This is a genomic window from Croceibacterium atlanticum, from assembly GCF_001008165.2.
GTDB classification, from domain to species: domain Bacteria; phylum Pseudomonadota; class Alphaproteobacteria; order Sphingomonadales; family Sphingomonadaceae; genus Croceibacterium_C; species Croceibacterium_C atlanticum.
Genome location: NZ_CP011453.2, coordinates 22,438 through 46,456 on the forward strand (window position 1 = coordinate 22,438; position 24,019 = coordinate 46,456).

The 24,019-nt window shown below is 63.1% G+C and carries 18 protein-coding genes; 5 read left to right on the top strand and 13 right to left on the bottom strand.

All coding sequences use genetic code 11. The features are described 5' to 3' along the window. The first annotated feature begins 98 nt into the window (after positions 1–98). Together WYH_RS17420 and WYH_RS16110 are read left to right on the top strand one after the other, a co-directional pair. Positions 99–602, top strand: a complete 504-nt coding sequence (locus WYH_RS17420) for an OmpA family protein (protein WP_425304764.1) — start codon at positions 99–101, stop codon at positions 600–602. Positions 603–616: 14 nt separating this feature from the next. Beyond that, positions 617–4,315 (top strand): RHS repeat domain-containing protein, encoded by a 3,699-nt coding sequence (locus WYH_RS16110; RefSeq protein ID WP_046905296.1) that lies wholly within the window; start codon positions 617–619, stop codon positions 4,313–4,315. Between the two features lie 51 nt (positions 4,316–4,366). Here WYH_RS16110 and WYH_RS16115 read toward each other — a convergent pair whose 3' ends face one another. From WYH_RS16115 to WYH_RS16925, 12 genes are all read right to left on the bottom strand, one after another. Beyond that, on the bottom strand, positions 4,367–5,626 hold the full coding sequence (locus tag WYH_RS16115; RefSeq protein ID WP_046905297.1) for a ferredoxin reductase family protein: 1,260 nt from the start codon (positions 5,624–5,626) through the stop codon (positions 4,367–4,369). Positions 5,627–5,787: 161 nt separating this feature from the next. After that, positions 5,788–8,250 (bottom strand): cation-translocating P-type ATPase, encoded by a 2,463-nt coding sequence (locus tag WYH_RS16120; RefSeq protein ID WP_046905298.1) that lies wholly within the window; start codon positions 8,248–8,250, stop codon positions 5,788–5,790. A 15-nt stretch (positions 8,251–8,265) separates the two neighbouring features. Beyond that, positions 8,266–8,697 (bottom strand): universal stress protein, encoded by a 432-nt coding sequence (locus WYH_RS16125; RefSeq protein ID WP_046905299.1) that lies wholly within the window; start codon positions 8,695–8,697, stop codon positions 8,266–8,268. Positions 8,698–8,810: 113 nt separating this feature from the next. Further along, positions 8,811–9,914 (bottom strand): Fic family protein, encoded by a 1,104-nt coding sequence (locus WYH_RS16130; RefSeq protein ID WP_328700739.1) that lies wholly within the window; start codon positions 9,912–9,914, stop codon positions 8,811–8,813. A gap of 151 nt (positions 9,915–10,065) precedes the next feature. Beyond that, positions 10,066–10,377: a hypothetical protein gene (locus WYH_RS16135; protein WP_046905301.1), complete on the bottom strand. Its 312-nt coding sequence runs from the start codon at positions 10,375–10,377 to the stop codon at positions 10,066–10,068. A gap of 127 nt (positions 10,378–10,504) precedes the next feature. Beyond that, a complete protein-coding gene (locus WYH_RS16140; protein ID WP_053833711.1) occupies positions 10,505–13,084 on the bottom strand; it encodes a G8 domain-containing protein in 2,580 nt (859 codons plus the stop codon). 175 nt (positions 13,085–13,259) lie between these two features. Beyond that, the gene (locus tag WYH_RS16145; protein ID WP_046905302.1) at positions 13,260–13,790 is read right to left on the bottom strand and encodes a MarR family winged helix-turn-helix transcriptional regulator; all 531 of its coding nucleotides are present in this window, start codon (positions 13,788–13,790) and stop codon (positions 13,260–13,262) included. Positions 13,791–13,927: 137 nt separating this feature from the next. Beyond that, positions 13,928–16,387, bottom strand: coding sequence for a TonB-dependent receptor (locus WYH_RS16150; RefSeq protein ID WP_046905303.1), 2,460 nt, complete (start codon positions 16,385–16,387; stop codon positions 13,928–13,930). A gap of 103 nt (positions 16,388–16,490) precedes the next feature. Then, complete coding sequence (locus WYH_RS16155; RefSeq protein WP_053833712.1) at positions 16,491–17,297, bottom strand: hypothetical protein; 807 nt, start codon at positions 17,295–17,297, stop codon at positions 16,491–16,493. Between the two features lie 26 nt (positions 17,298–17,323). Further along, the gene (locus tag WYH_RS16160; RefSeq protein WP_046903031.1) at positions 17,324–17,704 is read right to left on the bottom strand and encodes a DUF6152 family protein; all 381 of its coding nucleotides are present in this window, start codon (positions 17,702–17,704) and stop codon (positions 17,324–17,326) included. An 18-nt stretch (positions 17,705–17,722) separates the two neighbouring features. Continuing rightward, positions 17,723–18,127, bottom strand: a complete 405-nt coding sequence (locus WYH_RS16165; protein WP_053833713.1) for a DUF6152 family protein — start codon at positions 18,125–18,127, stop codon at positions 17,723–17,725. A 92-nt stretch (positions 18,128–18,219) separates the two neighbouring features. Further along, positions 18,220–18,384, bottom strand: coding sequence for a hypothetical protein (locus WYH_RS16925; protein ID WP_156320215.1), 165 nt, complete (start codon positions 18,382–18,384; stop codon positions 18,220–18,222). Here WYH_RS16925 and WYH_RS16170 point away from each other — a divergent pair. Next, positions 18,383–21,100 (top strand): G8 domain-containing protein, encoded by a 2,718-nt coding sequence (locus WYH_RS16170; RefSeq protein ID WP_053833714.1) that lies wholly within the window; start codon positions 18,383–18,385, stop codon positions 21,098–21,100. The two genes, WYH_RS16925 and WYH_RS16170, sit on opposite strands and share 2 nt — an antisense overlap. A gap of 58 nt (positions 21,101–21,158) precedes the next feature. Here the strand turns inward: WYH_RS16170 and WYH_RS16175 are convergent, their stop codons facing one another. Continuing rightward, the gene (locus tag WYH_RS16175) at positions 21,159–21,479 is read right to left on the bottom strand and encodes a DMT family transporter (RefSeq protein WP_046905339.1); all 321 of its coding nucleotides are present in this window, start codon (positions 21,477–21,479) and stop codon (positions 21,159–21,161) included. Positions 21,480–21,829: 350 nt separating this feature from the next. Between WYH_RS16175 and WYH_RS16180 the strand changes: the two genes are divergently transcribed. Both WYH_RS16180 and gdhA read left to right on the top strand, forming a co-directional pair. Continuing rightward, positions 21,830–22,408: a 5-formyltetrahydrofolate cyclo-ligase gene (locus WYH_RS16180; protein ID WP_046905304.1), complete on the top strand. Its 579-nt coding sequence runs from the start codon at positions 21,830–21,832 to the stop codon at positions 22,406–22,408. 141 nt (positions 22,409–22,549) lie between these two features. Next, positions 22,550–23,890 carry an NADP-specific glutamate dehydrogenase gene (gdhA, locus tag WYH_RS16185; RefSeq protein ID WP_046905305.1) on the top strand — a complete coding sequence of 447 codons (1,341 nt, stop codon included), beginning with the start codon at positions 22,550–22,552 and terminating at the stop codon, positions 23,888–23,890. Positions 23,891–24,019 lie beyond the last annotated feature (129 nt).

Genomic DNA, 24,019 nt, shown 5'->3' on the forward strand with positions numbered 1-24,019 from the left:
AAGGGCGGACCGAAACGGTGGAGCTGGAACTGGGGCAGGCCATCTTCACCCCCGGCAGCGCCGAAATCCGCGCGGAATATCTCCCCGCGATTGACCGGATGGCGGCCGAAATCGGCAAATATCAGGGTGGCGAGATCGTGATCGAGGCCAATGGCGAGAATGCATCGCTGGCTTTCGACCGCGCCGAGGCCGTAAAGACCATCCTCCTGCGCAAACTGGATACGGCCTCGGCGCGGAATCTCGCCATTACCGCGCGGGGCAGGGTGGATGATCCATCCTCGCTGATTGCCGGGGTGGATGAAGGCGGCGTGCTGCTGGGCACGGTGCTGTTCGATACGGACAGCGCGCAAATCAGGCCCGAATTCGCCCCCCTGCTGGGCCGGGTTGCCGCCCGGCTCGCACGGGAAGGCGGCGGCGCGGTGGCCATTATCGGCCACACCGATCTGCGCGGTTCCTTCCAATATAACACCGCGCTGGGAATGCGCCGCGCGCGGGCGGTTTACGAAGCGCTCGCCAGCCAGCTCCCACCCGACATTCGCGCGAAAATCCGCGTGGACAGCAGCGAAGACCCCGCGGCCCCGGCCGACGGGCAGGCCGGGTGAGGGGGGACAGGATCATGAATAACAAGCTGATGAATCTTGGCCTCGCGGCGCTGATGTCCGGTGTCTCGCTGCCCGCGCTGGCGCAGGACCAGCGCATTCCGGCATCCGATCCGGGCCTTGCCGGGGACGATACGACTGTCTGTTCCGAAGACGGCTGCACCGATGATGGCGATCTCGTCTTCCGCCTGCGCACGCGCAGCTATGCCCAGCCTGCCACGGTCGGGACCAGCCAGCATTCGCCGTCAGAAGCCTTGCAGCCCGACCGGCGCGTGACCATCGCCGCCGAACCGGCAGGGCAGCCCGGCCAGGCGACTGCACTGGGCAAGTTCTCTGTCAGCCTGCCCGATGGCGGCGTGATCTGGGCCACGGAAGATCCCACGCTGGGGCAGCCGGAACTATCCGTCTCGGCCCCGTCAATGGTCCCTTATGACGGGACGCGGATCACCGAACCGGTGCGGTTTTTCGTGCGCGGCAATTATCCCGGCTTCATCCGCAAGCTGGAGATTTCCATCTATCGCAGCACCGATGCCGATCTGATCGAACCGCTGGCCGTCATCCCGCTGGACGTGGCCGCCGTCACGCAGGCAAGCTGGGACGGCGCGCTGCCCGGCAAATACAGGTTCCGCACCGGGGACGATCTGATCTACGTGCTGCGCGCCCATGGCGAAGATGGCGCTTTCGATGAAACCGTGCAGCGGCGCCTGCAACTGGTGCGGCCCGAAGACGCGGCGCGCAACAACCAGATATTGCGCCGCGATGCGGAAAAATCGCTCGGCACTGCGCTGACCGCGGAACAGGCGCGGACGCAGGCCCTCATCAACGACGTGTTCAGCGGCAATGGGCTGCGCCAGCAGAATATCGCCATTCGCGGTTCGCGGATCCGTATCCAGGGGCGCAATCTCCCGCCCGGTGCCCAGCTTGCCATCAATGGCGAATCCTGGCCGGTTGACCTGGAACGCAAATTCGCCGCCGAATATCTCGCCCCCGTCGGCCGCCACGCTTTCGACATTGCGCTTCAGGGCGCGGGCAGCGAAGCGGCGCAGCATCACCGGCTCGATATTGATGTGACGGGCCGGTATTTCTTCGGCGTCGGCATTGCCGATCTGACCATTTCGCAGAACGATATTTCCGGTTCGGTGGAACCGTTTGCCGGGGATATGCGCGCCGATGACGATATTCTGGCGGATGGGCGCCTGGCCTTCTATCTCAAGTCCAAGCTGGGCGGGCGTTATCTGATAACGGCGCAGGCCGACACGACGGAACGCGACCTTGGCGACCTGTTCAAGGGTTTCGGGAAAGCCGATCCGCAGGATATTTTCCGGCGGCTCGACCCCGATCTCTATTATCCCGTCTATGGCGACGATTCGACCACATACCGCGATGTGGACACGATGGGCCGGTTCTATCTGCGCGTCGATTGGGACAAGAACCAGGCGCTGTGGGGCAATTACCAGACCGGCATCACCGGCACGGATTACGCGCAATATATCCGCTCTCTCTACGGCGCGGCGCTGAACTGGCGTTCCAACGGCAATAATCCGTGGGGCGATCCGCAATCGGAACTGCGCGTCTTCGGATCGCAGGCGCAAACCGCGCCGGGGCATAATGAATTCATCGGCACGGGCGGCAGCCTCTATTACCTGCGCCATACCGATCTGCTGCCGGGGTCCGATATCGTCTATCTGGAAATCAGGGACCGGACCACGGGCCGCGCGGAAAACCGGGTCCAGCTGACCCGCGGCGCGGATTACGAGATTGACGAGCTGCAGGGCCGCATCATCCTGACCCGCCCGCTTGCCCAGATCACGCGGGAAAATGCGCCGTCGCTGACCCGCGATGCCCCGCTGGACGGGTTTGAACAGCGGCTGATCGTCGATTACGAATGGCTGCCCGGCAGTTTCGACAGTGACGAGATAACGGCCGGTTTCCGCGGCAAGCACTGGCTGGGCGATCATCTCGGCATCGGCGCGACCTATGTGGATGAAAACCGCGCGGGCGATGATTACACCCTCTATGGCGGGGACATCACCCTGCGGGCGGGCAGGGGCACATATCTGAAGGGCGAATTCGCCCATACGCAGGCGCTGGCCGCGCCGACTTTCCTTTCCACCAATGGCGGTTTCGATTTCACCCGCCTTGCGGCCACCGGCCCGCAGGAAGGGGATGCCCGGTCCATCGAAGCGCGGGCCAATTTCACCGAACTCGGCCTGACGGCGCTGGACTGGAGCGCGGGGGCATGGTGGCGCGAAACCGATGCCGGATATTCCACGGGCCGTTACAATAACGGCCTGCCCACCACCGAATATGGCGGCGAAGTGCTGGGCCAGCTGGCGGCGAATCTGGGCGTCTATGCGCGCTACAGCAAGGCGGAAAGCGGGACGGATTCCCTGCTTCAGGCACAGGCGAGCCTGGACTGGCGGCTTGACGATGCGAACGCCATCGCGGCCGAAATCCGCCGGGTGGAGGAAAATTCCGCCTATGCGGATGCGGCCGGTATGCTGGGCGCTGTCAAATACAGCCGCCGGATCGGCACCGCTCTGGATCTCTATGCGCAGGGCCAGCTCACGCTGGATGACGATGCGGGCCGTTATCGCAGCAATGACATGGTGCTGGCGGGCGGGCGCTATCTGCTGGGGGACCAGTCATCGCTCGGCGCGGAAATCAGCACGGGCGACCGGGGCGATGCGGCGACGGTGGATGCGGAATACAGGCTGGCGCCGGATCATACGCTGTACGGGGCCTACACCTATTCCACCGATACGACGCAATATGAAAACCTGCTCAACCCCAATCGCCGCAACGGTTGGACGCTGGGCCAGCGCTGGCGCGTTTCGGACCAGGTAAACCTCTTCAATGAAAGCCAGTATCTGAAGGAACCGGCCCAATCCGGCCTTGCCCACACCTATGGCCTGGATTTCTACCCGGCGCGGGGGTGGAGCACGGGCTTCACCATCCAGACCGGGGAATTGCGCAACCAGATGGGCGGCATTGTGGACCGGCGCGCCGTCAGCCTGCGCCTGGGCCGCACTTCGCCCGATACGGACTGGCAGAGCAAGCTGGAATGGCGGCGCGACACCGGGGCCGAACGGCGCCGGCAATGGGTCACCACCAACCGCATCACCCACCGGATCGACGAAAGCTGGCGCGTGGCCGCCCGCTTCAATTATTCGGACACGACGGACGCGATCAATCCGCTGGCCGGGGCCCGGTTCGTGGAAGGCAATGTGGGCTTCGCATGGCGGCCCTGGAACAACACCCGCTGGGGCGTTTTCGGCCGATATACCTATCTCTACGATCTCGCCACGATGGGGCAGGAAGGCGGCGCGGAATATGACCAGCGATCGCATGTCCTTTCGCTGGAAGGTGTCCACCGGCTTGACCGTTACTGGGAATTTGCCGCCAAGATCGCCCGCCGGGAAGGGGAAGCGCGCATGGGGCGCGGCACGGGCGAATGGTTCGATTCAGCCACCACCTTCGTCGCCGCGCAGGTCCGGTACGAGCTTTTGTCCAAATGGCACGCCCTTGCCGAATATCGCGCGCTGGATGTGGCCGATGGCGGGATCAGGCACGGCGCGCTGGTGGGGATAGACCGCGACGTGGCCAGTAATCTGCGCATCGGCATCGGCTATAATTTCACCCGCTTCAGCGATGATCTGACCGATCTGGATTATGACAATAAGGGCTTTTTCATCAATCTGGTCGGCCGATATTGATGGCTTGCCCGGCAGGGTGAAGAGGGCGGGGCCATCCGGCCCCGGCCCCGATCATCGGAAGGCGAATAATTCGTAGCGGATATTGCGGTCGCGCAGGCCCTGTTCGCGTGCGGCGCGGCGTATGGAATCCAGCAGCCCCTGCGGGCCGCAAACCGCGATATCGACTTGCGATGCGTCCGCCGCCCGCACAATCTCCGCGAAGCGTGCCGTGAAGTCTTCGGATTTGGGGCCGGTGGATATGGGCACGAATTCGATGCCCCGTTCCCGCGCCATCTCTTCAAGGACAGACACATCGGGAAATACCCGGCCGGGCGTGAAGAAATAGAACAGGGTCACCTGTTCGAAGCGTTCCGCTTCCTTGTCGTTCAGCCACGCGATGAAGGGCGATATCCCCACGCCGCCGCCGATCCAGATTTCCCGTTCACATTCCGGCTTTCTCCTGAACCGGCCATAGGGGGCATAGACATCGGCATGCATTCCCGGCTCGACCTGTGCGATCAGCCTGGTCGTGTAATCGCCAAGCGCCCTGATGACGAATGTGATCTTCCCTTCGGGCGTGGGTGCCGAGGCAATGGTGAAGGGATGCGGTTCGCGCAGCCCGTCTGCCTTCATCCGCAGGAAGCCGAAATGGCCCGGGCTGAATTCTGCGCGGTGGCTGACGGGTTCGAGTTCGATCGAGGCGGCGGCGGCGCCCCGCTGGACGTTGACGACCCGGTAATGGCCATGGCGCGCCACCAGCGGATAGAGCAGAAGCTTGTAGGCCGCGGCGATCACGCCCAGCGCGGCAAGGGCCGCCAGCCACAAACCGGCGGCGCTGCCAAGTGCGATCGGGGACTTGATGCTGAGCCAGTGGGCAAGCACAATCAGGAATAACGGCCCTGACAGGCGGTGCCACCAGCGCCACACGCTGTACGGAATGTTCCGGTTGAGCGCGAGGATCACTATCACCATCAGCGCCACGAAACTGGCCTGCCGCACGAAACGGGTCGTGGCGGCGGGCAAGGCCAGGATTGCTTCCGCCTGCCACAGCGGATCCCCGGCTTTGAAAAGCAGGTGCACCGATGCCAGCGCCAGCGCCCAGATGCCGAGCCACTTGTGAACATTATACACACGGTCCAGCCCGCCAAACAGGCTTTCGACCCAGGGCCACCTTCCGGCCAGGATGGCGGCAGTCGCCATCAGTGCCAGCGCCGAAATGCCGCAAGCGAGACTGAGCGTGGCCGGAGTCCACCAGGTCTGCGAAGGGACTTCCATGAGCGTGAGGCCCAGGCTGATTGCCACGATGGCGACAATGGCTTGCCACGGTTTCATGATGAGATCGGCTCCCTATTGTGGCTGAAGGCCCGCCCGCGCATTTACATGCCCCCGTGCGCGGGTGGCGTCAAACGACAAGACACGACAAGACACGACACGACACGACACGACACGACACGGCGCGGTGCCCGGATCAGGCGTTCCCGCGCCGGGCACCGTCACCCCGCCTTGCGTGCTGATTTCCGATGGCCGGCAGGTTTGGCATGGAACAGCAGGCCGGGCAGGGATGCGGCGATGCCGGTGCCGGCGGCGGTCAGCCAGTCGGGCAGGTTCAGCGGATGCAGATCGAGCCAGCCTGCCGGGACCGGGGCGAGCGTGGCCGCGAAGGAAAAGACCAGCGCCGCCGCCGCGATTGTCCGGCTTGTCCGGCCGCGCAGCCCGGTCAGCACGGCGAGCAGGGTCGCCAGTGCGGCGATCAGGCAGATCAGCGCCATGGTCCGCGCATGTTCGGGCGGTTCCCCGCTGCCCACAACCACGATGAACAGGGCCGCGACCGCAATCGTGACGAGAATGCCCGTGCCGATAATCACGGCGGTTTCGGCCTTGTCGAAAAAGCCCTTGCCGATCTTCCTCCTGCCCTTCAGCCCATCGGGCAATTGCTGGAAGCCGAGAATGGCGGCCGGGTGGATCAGCAGTTCCAGTATCACGATATGGATCGGCAAATAGAGCAGCGGATAGCCGAGCAGGGGGATCAGGGCCGCCGTCGTCACCAGCGGGATATGCACCATCAGCAGGAAGGCGAAGCTGCGCGTCAGATTGCGGAACAGCTGGCGCCCTTCGGCAATGGCGCGCACGATCGTGCCGAAATTATCGTCCATCAGGACAATGGCGGCCACTTCGCGCGCGCTTTGCGTTCCCCGGCGGCCCATGGCGATGCCGATATCCGCGGTTTTCAGCGCGGGCACATCGTTCACGCCGTCGCCGGTGACGGCACTTATCCTGCCGCTTTCCCGCATTGCTTCCACCAGCAGCACTTTCTGCGCCGGGGTCGCCCGCGCCACGACATCGAGACTGTCGAGGAATGCCCGGTCGCCCTGCCCGAGCCGGGCCTCCATCTCGTCTCCCGAAAGCACCACGGGGTCGGCGGCAAGGCCCGCCTCACGCGCGATGGCCTGCGCGGTTTGCGGATGGTCGCCCGTCACCATCACGGTCTGGATGCCTGCCTGCCGGGCATCCTCCACTGCCTGGCGGACCCCTTCGCGCAGCGGATCGGCAATGCCGATGAAGCCGGTGAAGCTGAAACCCCCCTCCGGTTCCGCCGTGGTCGCCACGTTCCGCCGGGCGCAGGCGATGACTTTCTGGCCGCTGGCCGACATGGCGGCCAGTTTTCCATCGCGCCGTTCCCTTTCTTCCGCGCCAAGGCTGCATAATTGCAGGATCGTTTCCGGCGCGCCCTTGGCCACGGCGATGGTCTGGCCCGTTTCTTCCCAGATCGCGACTTCGCGCCGCCGCGCCTCCGTGAAGGGATAGGATGCCAGCAGGCGCGATCCGGCGGGGGCAGGGGGCGCTTCTGCCAGCAATGCCTCGTCCAGCGGATCGTGCGATCCGGGGCGCGATGCCATTGCGGCCATTTCCAGCAGCCGTTCCTGCGTGATGCCGCTGGCGGGGCGGAGTTCGTGCAGGCGCAGCACGCCTTCGGTGATGGTCCCGGTCTTGTCGCTGCAAATGACGGATAATCGCCCGATATTTTCCACCACCACCGCCCGGCGGACCAGCGCCTTGTGCTGGGCAAGCCGATAGACGCCGACGCCGAGAAAGAAGGTCAGCACCACCGGGAATTCTTCCGGAATGGCCGCCACGGCCAGCACGGCCGCGCTCAGGAATGCATCGATCAGCCCGTGCCCCTGATAGAGGCGGACAGCGGCCAGCAGCAGGCAGATGGCCAGCGCGATGACGATCAGCGCGCGGACGAGGCGGGCGACATCCCCCTGCAAGGGCGTGCGTTCGTTCCGCGTGGCGGTGGCTGCCCGCACGATCTCTCCGTACAGAGTATCGCCCCCGGTGAAGATCAGGCGGACCTGCGCCTCCCCCGTCAGCAGCCGCGTGCCCGCAAAGGCCCAGTGCTGTTCTTCCGGATCGCCTTGTGCGCCCGCCGGCAGGGGCGTTTTCGGCACCGGATAAGCCTCTCCGGAAAGGGAGGATTCGTCCGCTTGCAGCTTGCCCCCGGCCAGGATCACGCCATCGGCGGGGAAGGGTTCGCCCGTTCTCACCCGCACCAGATCGCCGGGCACCAGTTCGTTTGCCGGGACCTGGCGTTCCTGCCCGTCCCGCATGACGCGGGCATGAGTTGCCAGCGCGCTGCTGAGCCCCTGCACCGATGCTTCTGTCCGGCGGTGGAGATAGAAATCCATGCCCACCAGCGGCACGATGGCCAGCAGCAGCACCACCGTATCGGTCCATTCCCCCAGCAATGCGAAGATCAGGCTGGTCGCGGCGAGGAACCACAACATCGGGTCACGGGCGGTATCGCCAGCGATCTCTCCCACGGATCTGGCCCGGTGTTCCGCAATGCGATTGGTGCCGAAACGTGCCGCCAGTTGCGCCGCCTGCGCCTGGCCGATCCCGGTGGGATCTTCCGCGCGCAGCAGCGCCCGGCGTTCTTCCGGTACTTCGCGCTTCATCCCGTTCCCCGCCTGTCAGCTGTCCTGATCGCGTACGACCATGACGGAACAGCGCGCATGGCGCACCACGCGCGCGGCATTGGCGCCGATAAGGTAATCCTTCATCTGCGGCCGGTGCGATGCCAGGACGATCAGATCCGCCCCCGTTTCCGCGGCGATTTGCAGGATGCCGTCATAAATGCTGCCGCTGGTGACATGCGCTTCCACCCTGGCGCCCCCAGCCAGTTCATCGGCCAGTGTCATCAGGCGGATGCGGTGATCGTCCAGCATCCGGCGGACGGAAAGGCTGGACCACTGGCCCTTCAATGTCAGCAGCGATTCCGGCACCACATGGGCCAGCGCGATCCGGGCATCGAAACAGCGCCCCAGCGCCAGCGCCGTGGGCACGGATTTCTGCCAGGAACTCGGTTCGTCCAGGTCAATCGGGACCAGAATGCTGGAATACATCGGGGCGGCCCTTCCATGTCGCGTGCGGCGATCGGGCCAGTGTAATCTTCGGCGCGGACTTGGCCAGCCTGTTGTCCACCGGCGCGTTTTTCAGCTTCGGTCCGCGACACGAATTATCCTGCCTCCGGTTCACGCTCCACGAACAGGGCAACCAGCGGCCGATTGATGTAGTAATTGTTGCGACCTTCGCGGTGCTTGAACAGCATCCCGCCTTCGGCGAGTTCATCGAGATATTTGGTCGCCGTGGGACGAGAGACTCCAATCTCTTCCTGGACGAATTCGATGCGCGTATACGGGTGGCGGAAGAGATTGTTGAGCAGGTCCTGCGAGTAGATTTTCGGGTGCTCGGTCCGCATCCGTTGCTTCGTCTCAGCCATCAGGCCCCGGATCGCTTCGACCAATCGCAAGGTTTCAATGGCAGTCTCCTCCACACCCTTGAGCATGTAGAGAAGCCACTCTTCCCATTCACCGGATTCACGTACGGCCTGGAGCAGGCGATAATACTCTGCCTTGTTCTGGGTGATGTAACGGCTGAGGTAGAGGATCGGGATATCGAGCAAGCCGCAACGTGTGAGATAGAGCACGTTGATGATGCGCCCGATGCGCCCATTCCCGTCCGGGAAAGGGTGGATGCTTTCGAACTGGTGATGGATGATTGCCATCCGGGTCAAAGGGTCGAGATCGGCCCCGTCACCATCTTCGTTGATGAACTTTTCCAGCGCCCCCATTTCATCGCGAACTTCCTTCGCATCCTGAGGCGGTATGTAGACAAGCGCGCCCGTTCCTTCGTTCTTGAGTGCGGTGCCCGGTGTTTCGCGGAAGGTTCCATCGCTCTTCTTCAGAATGCGGAACATGGCGATGAGCATGTTGTTCGTGAGCAATCCGTCGAGACGCCGTTGCTCCTCATATCCGTACCGCAGCGCGTCCCGATATCGGGCCACTTCTTTTGCCGCAGGGGAACCCGCACTTTCGGGGAATGCATTGAGCTGGAAGAGCTCGTCTTGCGTCGTGACGATGTTCTCGATCTCGGAACTCGCCTTCGCTTCCTGGAGCGACAGCGTGTCAATCAGAATGCCCTGATTGGGAATGGTTGCAGCGCGGCCTTTAAGCTCGGCAAGGAAGCGATGGGCGCGCGCAAGCGCCTTCAGGACGCTGGGCGTTTCAGTGAGGCCGGGGGGCGGCAGGTCTGGAATGGCGTAGGTCGGGTCAAGGGCCACAGATTGTCTCATGCAAAGAATATGCGGAAAAGCTTATCACGATTGTCATACGTGTAAATATTTTCCGGTTTTCTTTACATGTCTGCGGCGAACCGCCGCCAGAGCTGCGCGTTTCGGGCCGGGTGGGGTTTGGGGCAGGGCGAGGGCGGGGCTATTCCTCCTTCGCGCCGGAATTGGGGTTTCCGCCGGGTTCGACTTCCTGATCGCCCAGCTGGCCCTTGCCGTGATAGCCCATTCGTGACTGGCCGCCATGGCCGAACACGCCTTCGGCGAAGCGCGGCTTGTCATCGTCGGAATTGGTCTTGCGGGGATCGGGGCGGGGGGCGCCGGCCTGGCTGCCGCCGGTGGCGTTCCATTCCGCCTGCGTGTTCACACCGTCGGCACTGCCTTTCAGGCCGTCATCCGGCCCACTATCCGGCCCGTCATCTGGCATGGCCTGCGTCTTGCGCGTATCTTTCGTCATCCTGCATCTCTCCGCGAGCTTGCCCTGTGTTCAACCCAACTCATGCAGGCGGAGAACTTTCCCGCTTTTCCGGATTCGGTACGGAAGGGGGGCCTGATGGATGACGCAATCAGCCGCCCCCTTGCCGTCAGCCGCCGAGGCGGTCCCGGCCGACTTCGATACTGGCCTGTGCGGTAAGATTGCCGACCTTTTCGATGACGGGGCCGTCCGCCGCGGCGTCTTCCACCACCAGCTTGACCCACAGCGTATCGCCATCCTTGAAATAGGCCGTGCTGTCCGCCGCGCGCAGCGCGTCGAGGCTGTCTTCCTGCCTGCCGCCGGCAGAAGTGGTGAAGCCGGGCAGTTCGAACAGCACGAATGCGCCTTCGTCCATTTCCCGCAGGGCGAGGGACAATGTCTCCCGGCCCGTTTCCACCCTCAATTCGGCGCCGCTGCCGATCGTGGTTTCGCCGATATATTCAAACCTCTTGCCATTGCGCTGGAGGATGATCGGTTCCGCGATGGGGCCGGTCTCGAACCCGTTGAAATTGCCGCTGATGCTGAAACGGCCGATATCGCCGTCGCAGATGGCGGCATTCCAGCTGGCCTTGATCTCGCAGCTTTCCTCGTCAGAGGCGATGCCGTTGTCGATGACCACATGGGCACCGGGAATGCCGGTGACGGATCCGTCCAGGTCGCGGAAAGCGGCGCTCTTATAGGCGGCGCTGCGGCCGTAATCCGATGCCCAGCGGCGCTGGATCGGCGGGAAGCTGACCGGCTGCGCATTCTCGAAGCTGAGGCCCTTGACCGAATTTTCCGTGCTCATCCCGAAGCTGGTAAACAGCAGATAGGACAGCGCGCCCGCATCGCGTTGCTGGTTGGGCATGAAATTGACGAACCGCGTGTTCTCCACCTCGTGGTGGAAATCGTAATATTCATATCCGCGGATCGGGAAATCGGGCGCGGCGCTGGGCAGGCTGCGGCCATAGGCGATTTCTTCGGGCGTGGTCGGATTGCCGATATTGTCGCTTTCCCCGACGAACAGCGAATCCACGACGCGCGAGGTGAAGGGCGCGATGCCCGGGCTGCTGGTGGCGTGGGTGAAGCCGATGGCGTTGTCCGCCAGTTTCAGACCCTTGTAGAGGTGATATTCGCCCCGGCCCCAGATCGCGCCATTGCGGTTCTTGTAGCCGGTGAAATCTTCGAACACCGCCATCACCACGGGGCTGGCCGGGTCGGCGGGATCTTCCCGACTGGTGAGGTTGGGGCCGGCAATGCCGAAAGTGCCATCGGGCGCGGGGCCGCGATCCAGCATCAGGCCATCGAAATTGGAATGCGCAACATTGCCCTTGAATTCGCGCAATTGCATCCGTCCGGGCCAGGTATTGGCGCTGATCTCCGTCCCTTCGAACTGGCCGGTCGGATGGGTGGGAAACGCCATCCAGAAGCCGATCTGGTCGGACCCGGCCGCCACATTGTCGCGATAGATATTATCGGGATTGGTGATCCAGAAAGTGGACACCGTATTATCCGACGGGATCAGGATATGTTCGGATTTCTGCCCCTCGGTCGATTGGTGGGCCAGGAACAGATTGGTCGGTTCGCAGGGCAGGGTCGGATGGCACTTGGTCTGGATGCCGAGATTGCGGACGAACTGGTTGCCCGTTTCGATCCCGTCTTCCATGAAGAAGCAGTGGCCCACCGTGTTGTAGGTCACATTGCCTTCCACCAGCAGATTATTGGTCCCGTGCACGGTCACGCAGCGGCTGAACGTGTCGTGGATCGAGGAATTGCGGACATATTGCCCGGCCCCTTCGCCGATCAGGTGCCAGTGGACCGGGTAACGCGCCAGCGTCAGATGCTGGCCCATCCGCGTCAGTTCGACACTGTCGATATACATTTCGGACCCGGCCATCGCCATTATGTGGCCGCCGAAATAGGTTTCCTGCGAATCCTCCGACGCCTGGATGCGGATATTGCGCGTCAGCAGGCCCACCTCTCCGCGTTCGTCCACGCCGAAGGTAATCTCGCCGAAATGCATATATTCCAGCGGGCGGTCGAGCGTGATCCGGTTCCCGTCAATGGCGGTGACGACGCGTTTTTCCGCCTGCCGCGGATTGAAGTCGGTCGAAGCGAGGATGATCTCGTCGCCCTTGCGCCAGCCATTGGCATCCAGCACCTCGATGCTGGTGGCGCCGGCCTCTGCCGTGCGGGCCAGCTTGGTCCAGCTGTTTTCCCGGTCGCCATGCAGGTTCAGCGTGCCGTTCAGCAGGATGATGCCGCGATCGCCCATCGTGTTAATGTCTTCGCCGGGGACATTGTCGGTCAGCGTGATCGTGGCCTTGCGCCTGTGCGGCCGGTCTTCGGTGCCGATCTCCAGCTCGCCGCCGGGCACATAGATCCAGTCGGACACGAGTTCGAGATCGCGCTCGTCCGAAAAGCGCAGCTTGCCGTTCACCGTCAGGCTGCGCAGGGCGGGCGGGCTGACATCCAGCAGCACGTCCATGCCGCGCGGGATCGTCACCGCATCGCCTTCACCCGGAACCTTGCCATCGGGCCAGGCGGCCGGATCGGACCAGCGCACCGATTTCGTCTCAGTGGGGGCCGCCCCGGCATCCACGGGGGTATGCGCATGCTGATCCTGCGCGGCCAGGGCTGTGCCCGTGCCGCAAAGCAGCGAAACGGGCAGCAGCGCACAAAGTCGATACAGGCGAGTTTGCTCGCGCATAGATGTCATCCTCTCCACCGTGACCGGGCGCGCCGGCTGTTCTTTTCTTGCCGCGATCCTGCACGGGCAGGGCCAATTTGACAAGATCAAAAGAGAGGGTGCTTCATGCGTGCCGGGCATGGCCGGGGCCGGATCGGGGCCGGACCGGGGGTGTGCCGAAACGGAAAGATCCGCGTCAGTCGCCGTGCTCTTCGCGCTCTTCTTCCATGATGGTTTCCGCGCGCCCGATCATGTGATCCAGCGCGCGGCGGACCGTTTCCAGATCGGCCGGGTCCAGCCCTTCGGTCAGCCGCCGGTCCCACTCCATCGCGCGTTCGATCATCTTTTGGTGCAGCGCCTGTCCCTCGGCGGACAGGTCGATCTCTATCTCCGGCCCGCCGGGCTTGCGTTCGCGGGTCAGCAGGCCGCGCTTCACCATGCTCTTGACAGTGCGGCTTAACTGGCCGCGATCCTGCAACAGCATTTCGGCCAGTCCGTTGAGGGAAAGGGGCGCGAATTCGCCCAGATAGGCCACGATGCGCCATTCGATTTCGGCCAGGCCCAGAAGGCGCCGCTGCGTCAGCAGGTTGGAACGGCGCATGAGGTTGAACAGCACCACCATGCGCATGCTGACCAACCGGGCCAGCGGCCCCGTGCGGCGGCTCGGGCGCGGTTTCTCCCGCGCCGAGACTTCGCTTTCCTGTTCGCCGGTTCGTGCCTGTCCCATGCTGCCTTTTAATTTGATTGTGCCAAAAGCCAATCATGCTGACGGTATCGGCCTGGGCATGGCCAGCGTGTTCGCGCGGGTCGTAACGGAGAGACGGGCCTTCCTTCTGCCGGGGAAGTGCCCGCCCTCCGCGTCGATCAGAAATCCTTGCGGAGCGTGATCGACCATTCCCGCGGCCGGCCCACCGTGGCGCTGAGGAAGCCGAAGCTTTCACGCTGGTCGGTGATCGTGGTCAGGTAATATTTGTCGAACAGATTGGTGACCGCGCCCGAAATCGAGAAGCCGAGATCCTCGTTCCGATAGGTCAGCCGGGCATTCACCAGCGCATATCCTTTCTGCACCGAGGAAGTGGCGAGGACATTATTGGAATATCTGATGTCCGACCGATAGCTGACATCGACACGGGGCGAGATCAGCGAGTTCTTCCCGGCTTCGAAATCATACTGGACCGCGCCCGACAGGTTCCATTTCGGCACGCGCGTCTGCGGGCTGTCCAGCGTCAGGCCCTGCGTAGCGGCGAGCAGTTTCTTGTACTGGAAATCGGTATATCCGGCATTGGCCGACAGCATCAGGCCATAGGCCGGGCGGGCCACGGCCTCGACTTCAAAGCCCTTGATCTCGGCATTGCCGATATTGTCGTTACAGAAGGGGAAGCAGCCGCCATTGCGCGCCGTGGGATCGCTCAAAGTGCCCACGATCGCGTCGAATTCGGTCAGGAAGGCCGACGCGTTGAGGCGCAGCATATTGCCGAACAGGTTGCTCTTGAAGCCGGCCTCGTAAGCCGTCACCTCTTCCGGTTCCAACGCGAAGATACCGCTCGCGCCGAAGGGGCGTGCATTGAATGCCGATGCGGTGAAGCCGGTGGAATAGGACGCATAGACATTCACTTCCGGCGTCACTTCATAATTGATCGACACGCGCGGATTGAACCGGTCGTCCTTGTTCTCGCCCTTCGCCACGAAGTTGAGGAAACCCAGCCCCGAAGGCGTGTAATCGCGGTCGAAAGTATAGGTCTTCGTCTCGTTCGAATAGCGCAGGCCCGCGCTCAGCGTCAGCCGGTCGGTCGGGTGGAGGTCCACCGCGCCGAAAAAGGCATAGCTTTCCAGCGTCGCAGTGTCGTCGCTGAAGAAATCGAGCGCGCTGGGGATGAACCCTTCGGTCTGCACGCGCGCGGGATTGAGCGTGCGCGTATCGAGGTAATAGCCGCCCAGCGTATAATCGACCAACCCGTCAAACGCGGTGCCCAGCAGGCGCAATTCCTGGCTGAACTGGCGGTGGCTAAGCCCGTTGCGCACTTCTTCCACCGGCACGGCCAGCAGGCTCTGCCCGAAATCGCCTTCATATTCGCGATAGGCGGTGATCGAGGTCACGTGCATGGAATCGGACAGGTCGGCTTCCACCGTCATCGATCCGCCGAACGCTTCATATTCCCCCTCGACCGGGTTGGAGAAGCCGACGCGTTCATTGCCGTAACGCGCATAGGTGGAATAACCGTCGGGCGAGACGAAGGAAGCGATCACCTCGTCCATCTGTGCCTGCGTGCTGACATCGAAACCGTAATAGCTGGTGCCCAGGCCGCGCAGCCAGGTGGCAAGGCCATTGGTGAACTCTCCCCCCGCGGGGATGGAGCCGCCGCCGATGAGGCCGGTTTCCGGATTGATCCGCGAAGCCTGCGCATCGAGGATCACTTCGGCAGAGGCTTCGGACACTTCCTTGGTGTAATCGCCGGAGATGTAGATCTTCACCGCCGGGCTCGGTTCGATGCCCAGCGTGCCGCGGAAACTGTGGCTATCCCCGCCGCCCAGCGTGCCGATCTTGCAATCGCCGTCGCCAAAGGCTTCCATGCCCGGACCGGCCACCAGTTCATTGCCGAATTGCGGGTTCACGCAGCGGTAATTCAGGCGATCGACATGGCCGTCCTGCCCCTTGGCGCTTGCCACCATGCGGAATGCCAGCATGTCGTTGATGCCGATATCATAGGCGCCGCGCAGCTGGTAACGGCTGCGGCTGCCGCCGGTCACTTCCAGATATCCGCTATTGTCGCCGCTCGGCTTCTTGGAGATCAGGCGCATCGCCCCGCCGACCGAATTGCGGCCGAACAGCGTCCCCTGCGGGCCGCGCAGCACCTCGATCCGTTCAAGGTCGAGCACGTCGAACACCGAACCGTAAGTGGTCGCGTAATAGACATCATCGACATAGAAGCCGACGCGCGGTTCGAACGTGGTCAGGAAGTCGATCTGGCCAAGGCCGCGAATGAAGGCCTGGTTGGTCCCGGCGCCATAGCCCGATCCGCCAGTGGTCATTTCCACATTGGGCACGGAATCCGCGACATCCACCAGCGTCCGCACGCTGCGCTGTTCCAGTTCTTCGGCATCGACTGCCGTGATGGAGATCGGAACGTCCTGCAGCACCTGTTCGCGGAACTGCGCGGTCACGATGATCGTGGCGTTTTCCGCCCGGCGATCGGGCTGTTCATCCTCGGCATCCTGCGCGCTTGCGGCCGATAGCGGCGCGAGTGACAGCATGGCCGCCATCGCGGCCAGCCCGGCCGAATGCTGCAAGCGCCGGCGCGATCCTTCAAAGCCTCTCTTATTCATGATTTCCCCTCCCCTTTGTGCCGCCATGTTTTCTGGTCGGCTGTGTGTTTATCCCCATCGTCCGGGCTGCGGGCCCATCTCGGCCAGCGAGAACGCGCCGCCCTCATTCAAACAGCGTCTCGCCATGTTCGTTGACGGGATTGCGGTCGTTTTCGGAGCACTGGAATTCGATCAGCGAGCCGTGGCGGTCCCGGCGGTAGCGGGCTTCGACCTTGTACGGTTCGGCCAGCGCCAGCGGATCGGTCATGGTCATTTCATTGACCAGCACGTCCGGATCGTCGGGTGACAGGTGGATCCGTTCGACCAGGCGGAACTGGTCGGAATGCACCCCGCCTTCGCCGAACTCCAGCTCGTCCGAGATGCCGATTGTATCGACAACCAGCGTATCGCCTTCCCAATGGCCGATCGAATGGCCGTGAAATGTCGGGTCGATCTCCTCGATCGGGGGATGTTCGCGCCCATCGGTCCAGATCGTGCGCGTCTGCATCCAGGCTTCCTGGTTGATGGTGACGCGGCCCGGAGTGAACAGGAATTCATAAGGATATTGGGCCAGGCGCATGATGCGCGGCAGGCCGGGGGGGCTGCAATTTGATCGGTTGCGCCTTTCCACCCCGCCATTGGCCAGCACTTCGGCCCGCCAGCGTTCACGCTCTGCGGCGTAATCATCCTTCAGCACCGGCTGCGTTTGCGGCCCGGCGGAGCGGACCAGGAACCAGATGCCGCCCCAGTCGGGCAGCGCGTCCAGCGCGGCATATTTGCCCTTGGCGAAGCCCGCGCTGTCCTGTGCATCGATCCCCTGCGGCACCGGGCTCTGGATCGGTGCTGCCAATTGCGCATATGCCGTGGTCGCGATACCGGCCGCCAGCAAGCCCGCACCGGCCAGACAGGCCGCCCGCTTGAAAATCATCATCCGTCCCCCCTTCGCCGCTCAGGCGATCAATCTACCTCGCCCAGCGTGCTGCCATCGGCCAGCTTCACCCCGGCATAGCTGGCGCCCAGCGCGCCATTGCGCAGCGGGTGGACGTAAAGCTGCACCCGGTCGCCGGTCTTGAGCGTGCGCCGCGTCCAGCCTTCCTGGATCAGATTATTGGGGCTGGTCATCTCGATGGACCACAGCTCCGTCCCCTGATCGGTCGGCACCCGCACCCGGATGAAGGCGTGGGGATTGGACCAGCGGAATTGCTCCACCGTCGCGTCCAGCACCACGGTCTTTTTCATGTCGAACATCGAATAGCTGTGATGGGCCAGCGCCGTACCCCCGGCGAGCGGCATCAGGCCAAGCGCCGCACCGGCTATCAGAACTCCCAAGCGGGTCATCTCGCGCACTCCAGTCTGTCAGATTTGGGGGACGTTCACGGGCTGCCCGTTCTTGGGCAGGCCGGAATCGAGCACAGTGCCGTCAGCCTTGCGCAGATCGAGGAACAGGCCGCCCGGCTTGCCGTTGCGCAACGGGTTCATGCGCAGGCTTATGTGTTCCCCGCTGCGCAGCGAAACCCGGTTCCAGCCTTGCCGCTTGAGATTGTTTGGGCTGTTCAGTTCGATGCTCCAGTGCCGGCCATCGCCTGCTTCCAGTTCGATGAAGGCGTGCGGATTGGTCCACTGGAATTCGATGACATCGCCTTCGATCGTCATGATCTGGCGCTGGTCGAACATGGCGAAGCTGTGATGGGCGGCGATGGGCGATGCAATCGCCAGCATCAGCACAGGCGCGGCAATGCGCCGCAGGATCTTACTGTTCATCGCCCGGAACCGCCCCGAACGACCATGTGCGCCATGCCCAGCCTGAATCTTGCACCCATCATATAGCTGCCCCTCTCTCATCGCCAATTTGACTACATCAAAATACCTTTAGTCAAGTTGAATCGCATTTGCGGCTGTTCAGGCGCATCGCCGCGATCCCGCGACGGGCTCTTGGCAAAGCGAACCTTCCGATGCATACTTATTGCCGAAATCAAAAAGGGGCGGGCAAGAATCCCGCCGGAGAGGGAATATTCCATGGTCAAGCAGTCTCGCCTGCATCCAGTTTCGTGGCTTTTGCCGGTATCGGCCCTGCTGGGCGGGGGGGGCGCCGCCGCCGCGCAAGGCCATGCCCATGCCGATATTCCGGCAGAATCGCAGGCTTCGATGCGGGCGCTCAACTGGTCCGATCCCGCGGCATGGCCCGGCGGCAAGGTTCCGGCTGAAGGCGATGCAGTGACCATCACCCGCGACATGGACGTGCTGCTGGATGTCAGCCCGCCCGCGCTGCGCAGCCTGACGGTGCAGGGCCGGCTGCGCTTTTCGGACGAGCGGGATCTCGACCTGATGACCGAGTGGATTTACGTGGCCGGGGGCGAGCTGCAGATCGGCACCGAGGGCGATCCCCACACGAAGAACGCCACGATCACGCTGACCGACCGTTTTCCGGGCGAAGACATCAACACGATGGGCGATCGCGGCATCATGCTGCTGCGCGGCACGCTGAACATGCACGGCAACCGCGATCACACATGGACCAAGCTTTCCGCCACGGCAGAGGCCGGGGCCACCAGTATCGAAGTGCTCGACGCATCCGGATGGCGCGCGGGGGACGAGATCGTGCTGGCTTCGACCGACTTCAATCCGCGGCAGGCGGAGCGCCGGACGATCACCGGCGTAAGCGGCAACAGGCTCAATTTTGCCGAACCGCTCGAATATATGCATTTCGGCGAAATCACCCATGGCGTGGACGAACGGGGCGAAGTCGCCCTGCTGACCCGCAACATCAAGGTGCAGGCGTCAGAGGACGCGGCGGAAAGCTATTTCGGCGGGCATATCATGGCGATGGCCGGATCGCATGCCTATGTGGACGGGGTGGAACTCAACCGCATGGGCCAGCATCTGACCCTCGCCCGGTATCCGATGCATTTCCACGTGCTGGGCGAAGGGCTGGGCCAGTATGTGCGCAACAATTCCATCCACGACACCTATAATCGCTGCGTCACCGTGCACGGCACGAACAATCTGAAGATCGAGAACAACGTGGCCTACAACACGGTGGGTCACTGCTTCTTCATGGAAGACGGGATCGAGACGGGGAACGAGTTCATCCGGAACCTGGCCATCCAGACCAAGTGCCATCCGACGCTGGACTGCGTGCCCACCAATCTTGCCGCCAATGGAGAGGTCAACAATCCATACGGGGATATGGCGGCCTACCGGGAAGCCAGCTTCCACGGCGGGAACACCCTGCTGCCTTCGGACAATACGGTGGCGTCCTTCTGGATCACCAACCCGGATAACAGCTATATCGACAATGTCGCGGCCGGATCGGACCAGGTCGGTTTCTGGCTGTCCATCCCGCAACACCCGAATGGCGCCTTCCTGGGCACGGAAATTTCCGCCAAGACCTGGCCGCGCCGCACGCCGCTGCGCAAATTCAGCGGCAATGTGGCCCATTCCAATTTCGACGGTTTCCTGATCGACCGGCATATCGACGAAGATAATACTTTCGGGCTGGCCTCCCTGCCGTTGATTCCCCTGGCCGATCCCACCGATCTGGAAAGCGAAGTGATGGAAACGCACTTCGAGGACCTGACCGCCTACAAGAACCGCAATGGCGGCCTGTGGGGCCGGGGCGATCTTTACGTCTACAGCAACATGAAACTGGCCGATAATGCCATCGGCATGACGCAGGCCGCCGGTGACATTGGCAGCCTGCCGTTCAGTTCCCGACTGGTGGATTCGCTGGTCGTGGGGGAAAGCGACAATATCGGCAATCCGACCACGCCCGAGGAAATCGCCTATGGCCGCAGCCTGCCGAAGCCGGCGATCCCGGATTTCCCCATCCGCGGATATGAATATTACGATTACCGCGATGACGTGGTAAACACGAAATTCGTGAATTTCCAGGACAATGACCAGCGAAAGACAGGGGCCCTGTCCTTCCTGCTCTATACCAGCGCGGGGCTGAGCACGCGAAGCACGATCAGCGGTGCGGAATTCGTCAATGCCAAGCCCGTCTATTTCCCGAAATTCGATGCCCGGTTCGATAATGATAATCGCGGCGGCGATGCCTATCGCACGCTTTCCTTCCACGATCTGGACGGATCGGTAACGGGCATTCCCGATAGCCAAGTCATCCTCCACGATGGCGAGAATGACAGCGTCGCCACCGATGAAAGCTGCGTGATCCGGCCCAGCTGGAACGCCTCTGTCTGCACGGGCGATATCGGCCGCCTGAATCTATCGGACGCCAGGGGAGAATTTCCCGCGGCGGTCGATCTGGAATCGCGGACCGCCCGTTTCGCCCTGATCGCATCGATCAGCCCGAATGCGCCCGATACGCCGCTGGTGAAGGCCCAGCGTGCCGCCCTGTTCTCTCGCCGTGCACCGCAGGCCCCCATCGCGCTTGTTCGGGACGGCAAGGAATTCAAGGTCAATGGCGACATGAGCACCGTGCGCGCCGGCACCGAGATACAGGTGAAAACCGAAAGGCCGGAAGTCACCCTCAGCCTGTCCGAAATGGATGCGGGTTCATGGGTCATGTTCGAACTGCCGGGCTTCACCCACGCGGCGTCCGGCACCGAACAGGGCAGCATGGCCGCATTGCGCCGGGCGGACGAGACTTCCTATTTCCGGAACGGGGATTCCCTCTGGGTCAAGCTGGTGGCCGATGCCCCGGCCAGGCCGGTCATCCGCCCCACGGATCTGCAGGCCAGCATAACGGTCGGCAAGGAAGGCCGGGGCGGCTGACCGGACGAGAGCCGAAGCGGCGGCGCGGGTCGTTCCGTCAACCGGGCACCGACCCGCCTCAGCCAGGGGTGGCAAGTTTCATCAGGACAAGCCCGCTCACGATTAGGAGCGCGGCGAAAATCCTCAGAAAACCGAGCGGTTCGCCAAAAACGGCAACGCCGACAATGAATGCACCCAACGCGCCGATGCCGGTCCAGATCGTATAGGCTGTGCCGAGCGGGAGAACCCGCATGGACCAGGCCAGCAGAATGAAACTGAGCAGCATGGCTGCCACCATGATCCCGGTTGGAACGGCTTTGGTGAAACCTTCGGACATCTTCATGGCCGTCGCCCAGACGACCTCGAACAGACCTGCAAAAAACAAGACGAGCCACGCCATGGCAGCCTCCCGGTGAAGCCGCCGGGCCGTCCCGGTCTTGAAACACCCATGCTCGGGGCGGGAACGTGGTCGCCGCGCAAGAACCTTTACAGCGGAGGTTGTGCTTGAAGCAATGCTGCAATGCAATATCGCCTCCGCCATGTAGATCGCCATCGTTGACGAAAGCGCTGCGCGCGCATCGATTATCGAATATGGGCTTTCGGCGCTGGAGGATTGCGAACTCTTCGGAGGCCGCGCCTGCCACGACCGTTCTTCGCGGCTGCTGGCCTTTCTCACGAGCGAACGCCCGTTGGGTTCGCCCCCATCTTGTGCTTTGGGCGTTTGACGCAGACAATCGCAGCTGGGGACACATGAACGAACCGCATGATCTTGATGCCTGGCGAAAGGGCGAACGCACCCGCCTGATCGATGCGCGCATGGCTGTTCCTGCGTCGGGGCGCGAGGAACGCACCTTGCGCATTGCCGCACAGCTTGAAGAACTTATCGGAGATCCGGCGGGGCTGGTGGTCAGCGCCTACTGGCCCTTCCGCGGAGAGCCCGACCTCAAGCCTCTTCTCAAGCGACTGCGAGAGCGCGGCGCGACGACGGCGCTGCCTGTGGTGGTGCGCAAGGCGGAGCCCCTGGTCTTTCGCGCCTGGCGCAGCGGGGCCAGGCTGGAACGCGGAGTGTGGAACATCCCGTTTCCGGCCGATGGTCCCGAAATTCTGCCGGACATTGCGATCGCGCCCGTCGTCGGCTTCGACCGGGCCTGCTACCGGCTTGGTTACGGGGGTGGCTTTTTCGACCGGACGATGGCGGCGCTGCCCCGGAAACCGCGGTTTTTCGGAGTGGGATATGCGGAGCAGGAGATAGCGACCATCTTCCCGCAACCCCACGACATCGCGATGCAGGCGGTCATTACCGAAAGCGAGATCGTGCGGCCCGCCTGACGGCAACATGCCGTTCTGCTGCGGTCCCGGCCCCAGTCCCGACCCCAGCCCCGGCTCTGCAAAAAACAAGCATATCCATGACCGCTCGATCTACGGGGGCACCCCGGCATCGGGCAGGTCAAAAGCAAGGTAAGAAAGAACATGATCGACGAGAAGTTGCAGCCCATCCTCAATGACGTGCTTCGCCGGAACGCCGGCGAAACCGAATTCCTGCAGGCTGTGCAGGAAGTGCTCGAGAGCCTGGGACGCGTGATTGCCAAACATCCGGAATATGCAGACAATGCGCTGATAGAGCGCATCTGCGAGCCCGAACGACAGATCATCTTCCGCGTGCCCTGGGTGGATGATGACAACAGGGTGCGTATCAACCGGGGCTTTCGCGTCCAGTTCAATTCGGCGCTGGGGCCGTACAAGGGCGGATTGCGCTTCCACCCTTCGGTCAATGTCGGGATCGTCAAGTTTCTCGGCTTCGAGCAGATCTTCAAGAATGCGCTGACCGGGCTGCCGATCGGCGGCGGCAAGGGCGGTTCGGACTTCAATCCGCGAGGCCGGTCCGACGGTGAGATCATGCGGTTCTGCCAGTCCTTCATGACCGAACTCTATCGGCATCTCGGCGAATATACCGACGTTCCCGCAGGCGATATCGGCGTGGGTTCGCGCGAGGTCGGCTATCTGTTCGGGCAGTACAAGCGGCTCACGAACCGGTACGAGGCGGCCGTCATGACGGGCAAGGGGCTGGTCTATGGCGGATCACGCGCGCGGACGGAGGCGACGGGCTATGGCGCGGCCTATTTCGTCGAGCGGATGCTCGCCACCCGCGCCGGCAGTTTTGACGGGAAGCGGGTCGTGGTTTCCGGATCGGGCAATGTCGCGATCTACACGATCGAGAAAATCCGGGAATTCGGCGGCAAGGTCATCGCCTGCTCGGATTCGGGCGGATTTGTAGTGGACGAGGAGGGTATCGACCTCGATCTGGTGAAGGAGATCAAGCAGGTCCGCCGCGGGCGAATATCCGAATATGCGGAACTCAGGCCCAAGGCGCGGTACCAGGATCAGGGAAGCGTCTGGAACGTGCCCTGCGACATCGCCATGCCTTCGGCCACTCAGAACGAGCTGACCGGCAAAGATGCGAAGGCCCTGATCGCCAACGGCGTCGTGGCGGTGGGTGAGGGGGCCAACATGCCTTGCACGCCCGAAGCGGTGCGCCTGTTCCACGAAGCAGGCGTGCTGTTCGGCCCCGGCAAGGCGGCCAATGCGGGCGGCGTCGCCACTTCGGCGCTGGAGATGCAGCAGAACGCCTCACGCGATAGCTGGACCTTCGAGCAGACCGAGACGCGGCTCGCGGCGATCATGCACGACATCCACGATCGCTGCGCCGCGACGGCCGAAGAATATGGCCGCCCCGGCGATTACGTGCTGGGTGCGAATGTCGCCGGTTTCATCCGCGTTGCCGAGGCGATGAAAGCGCTCGGCGTGATCTGAGCGCTTTTGCCGGCAGTCCGGCCGCTGTTTGAAACGGCGGGCGTGTGGCACCGGACTGATTGCGGGCGCGTTTCGCAAATGGCCCCGCGGCCGGATGATCCGGGCGCGGGGCCGCTTGCATTCTCGGAT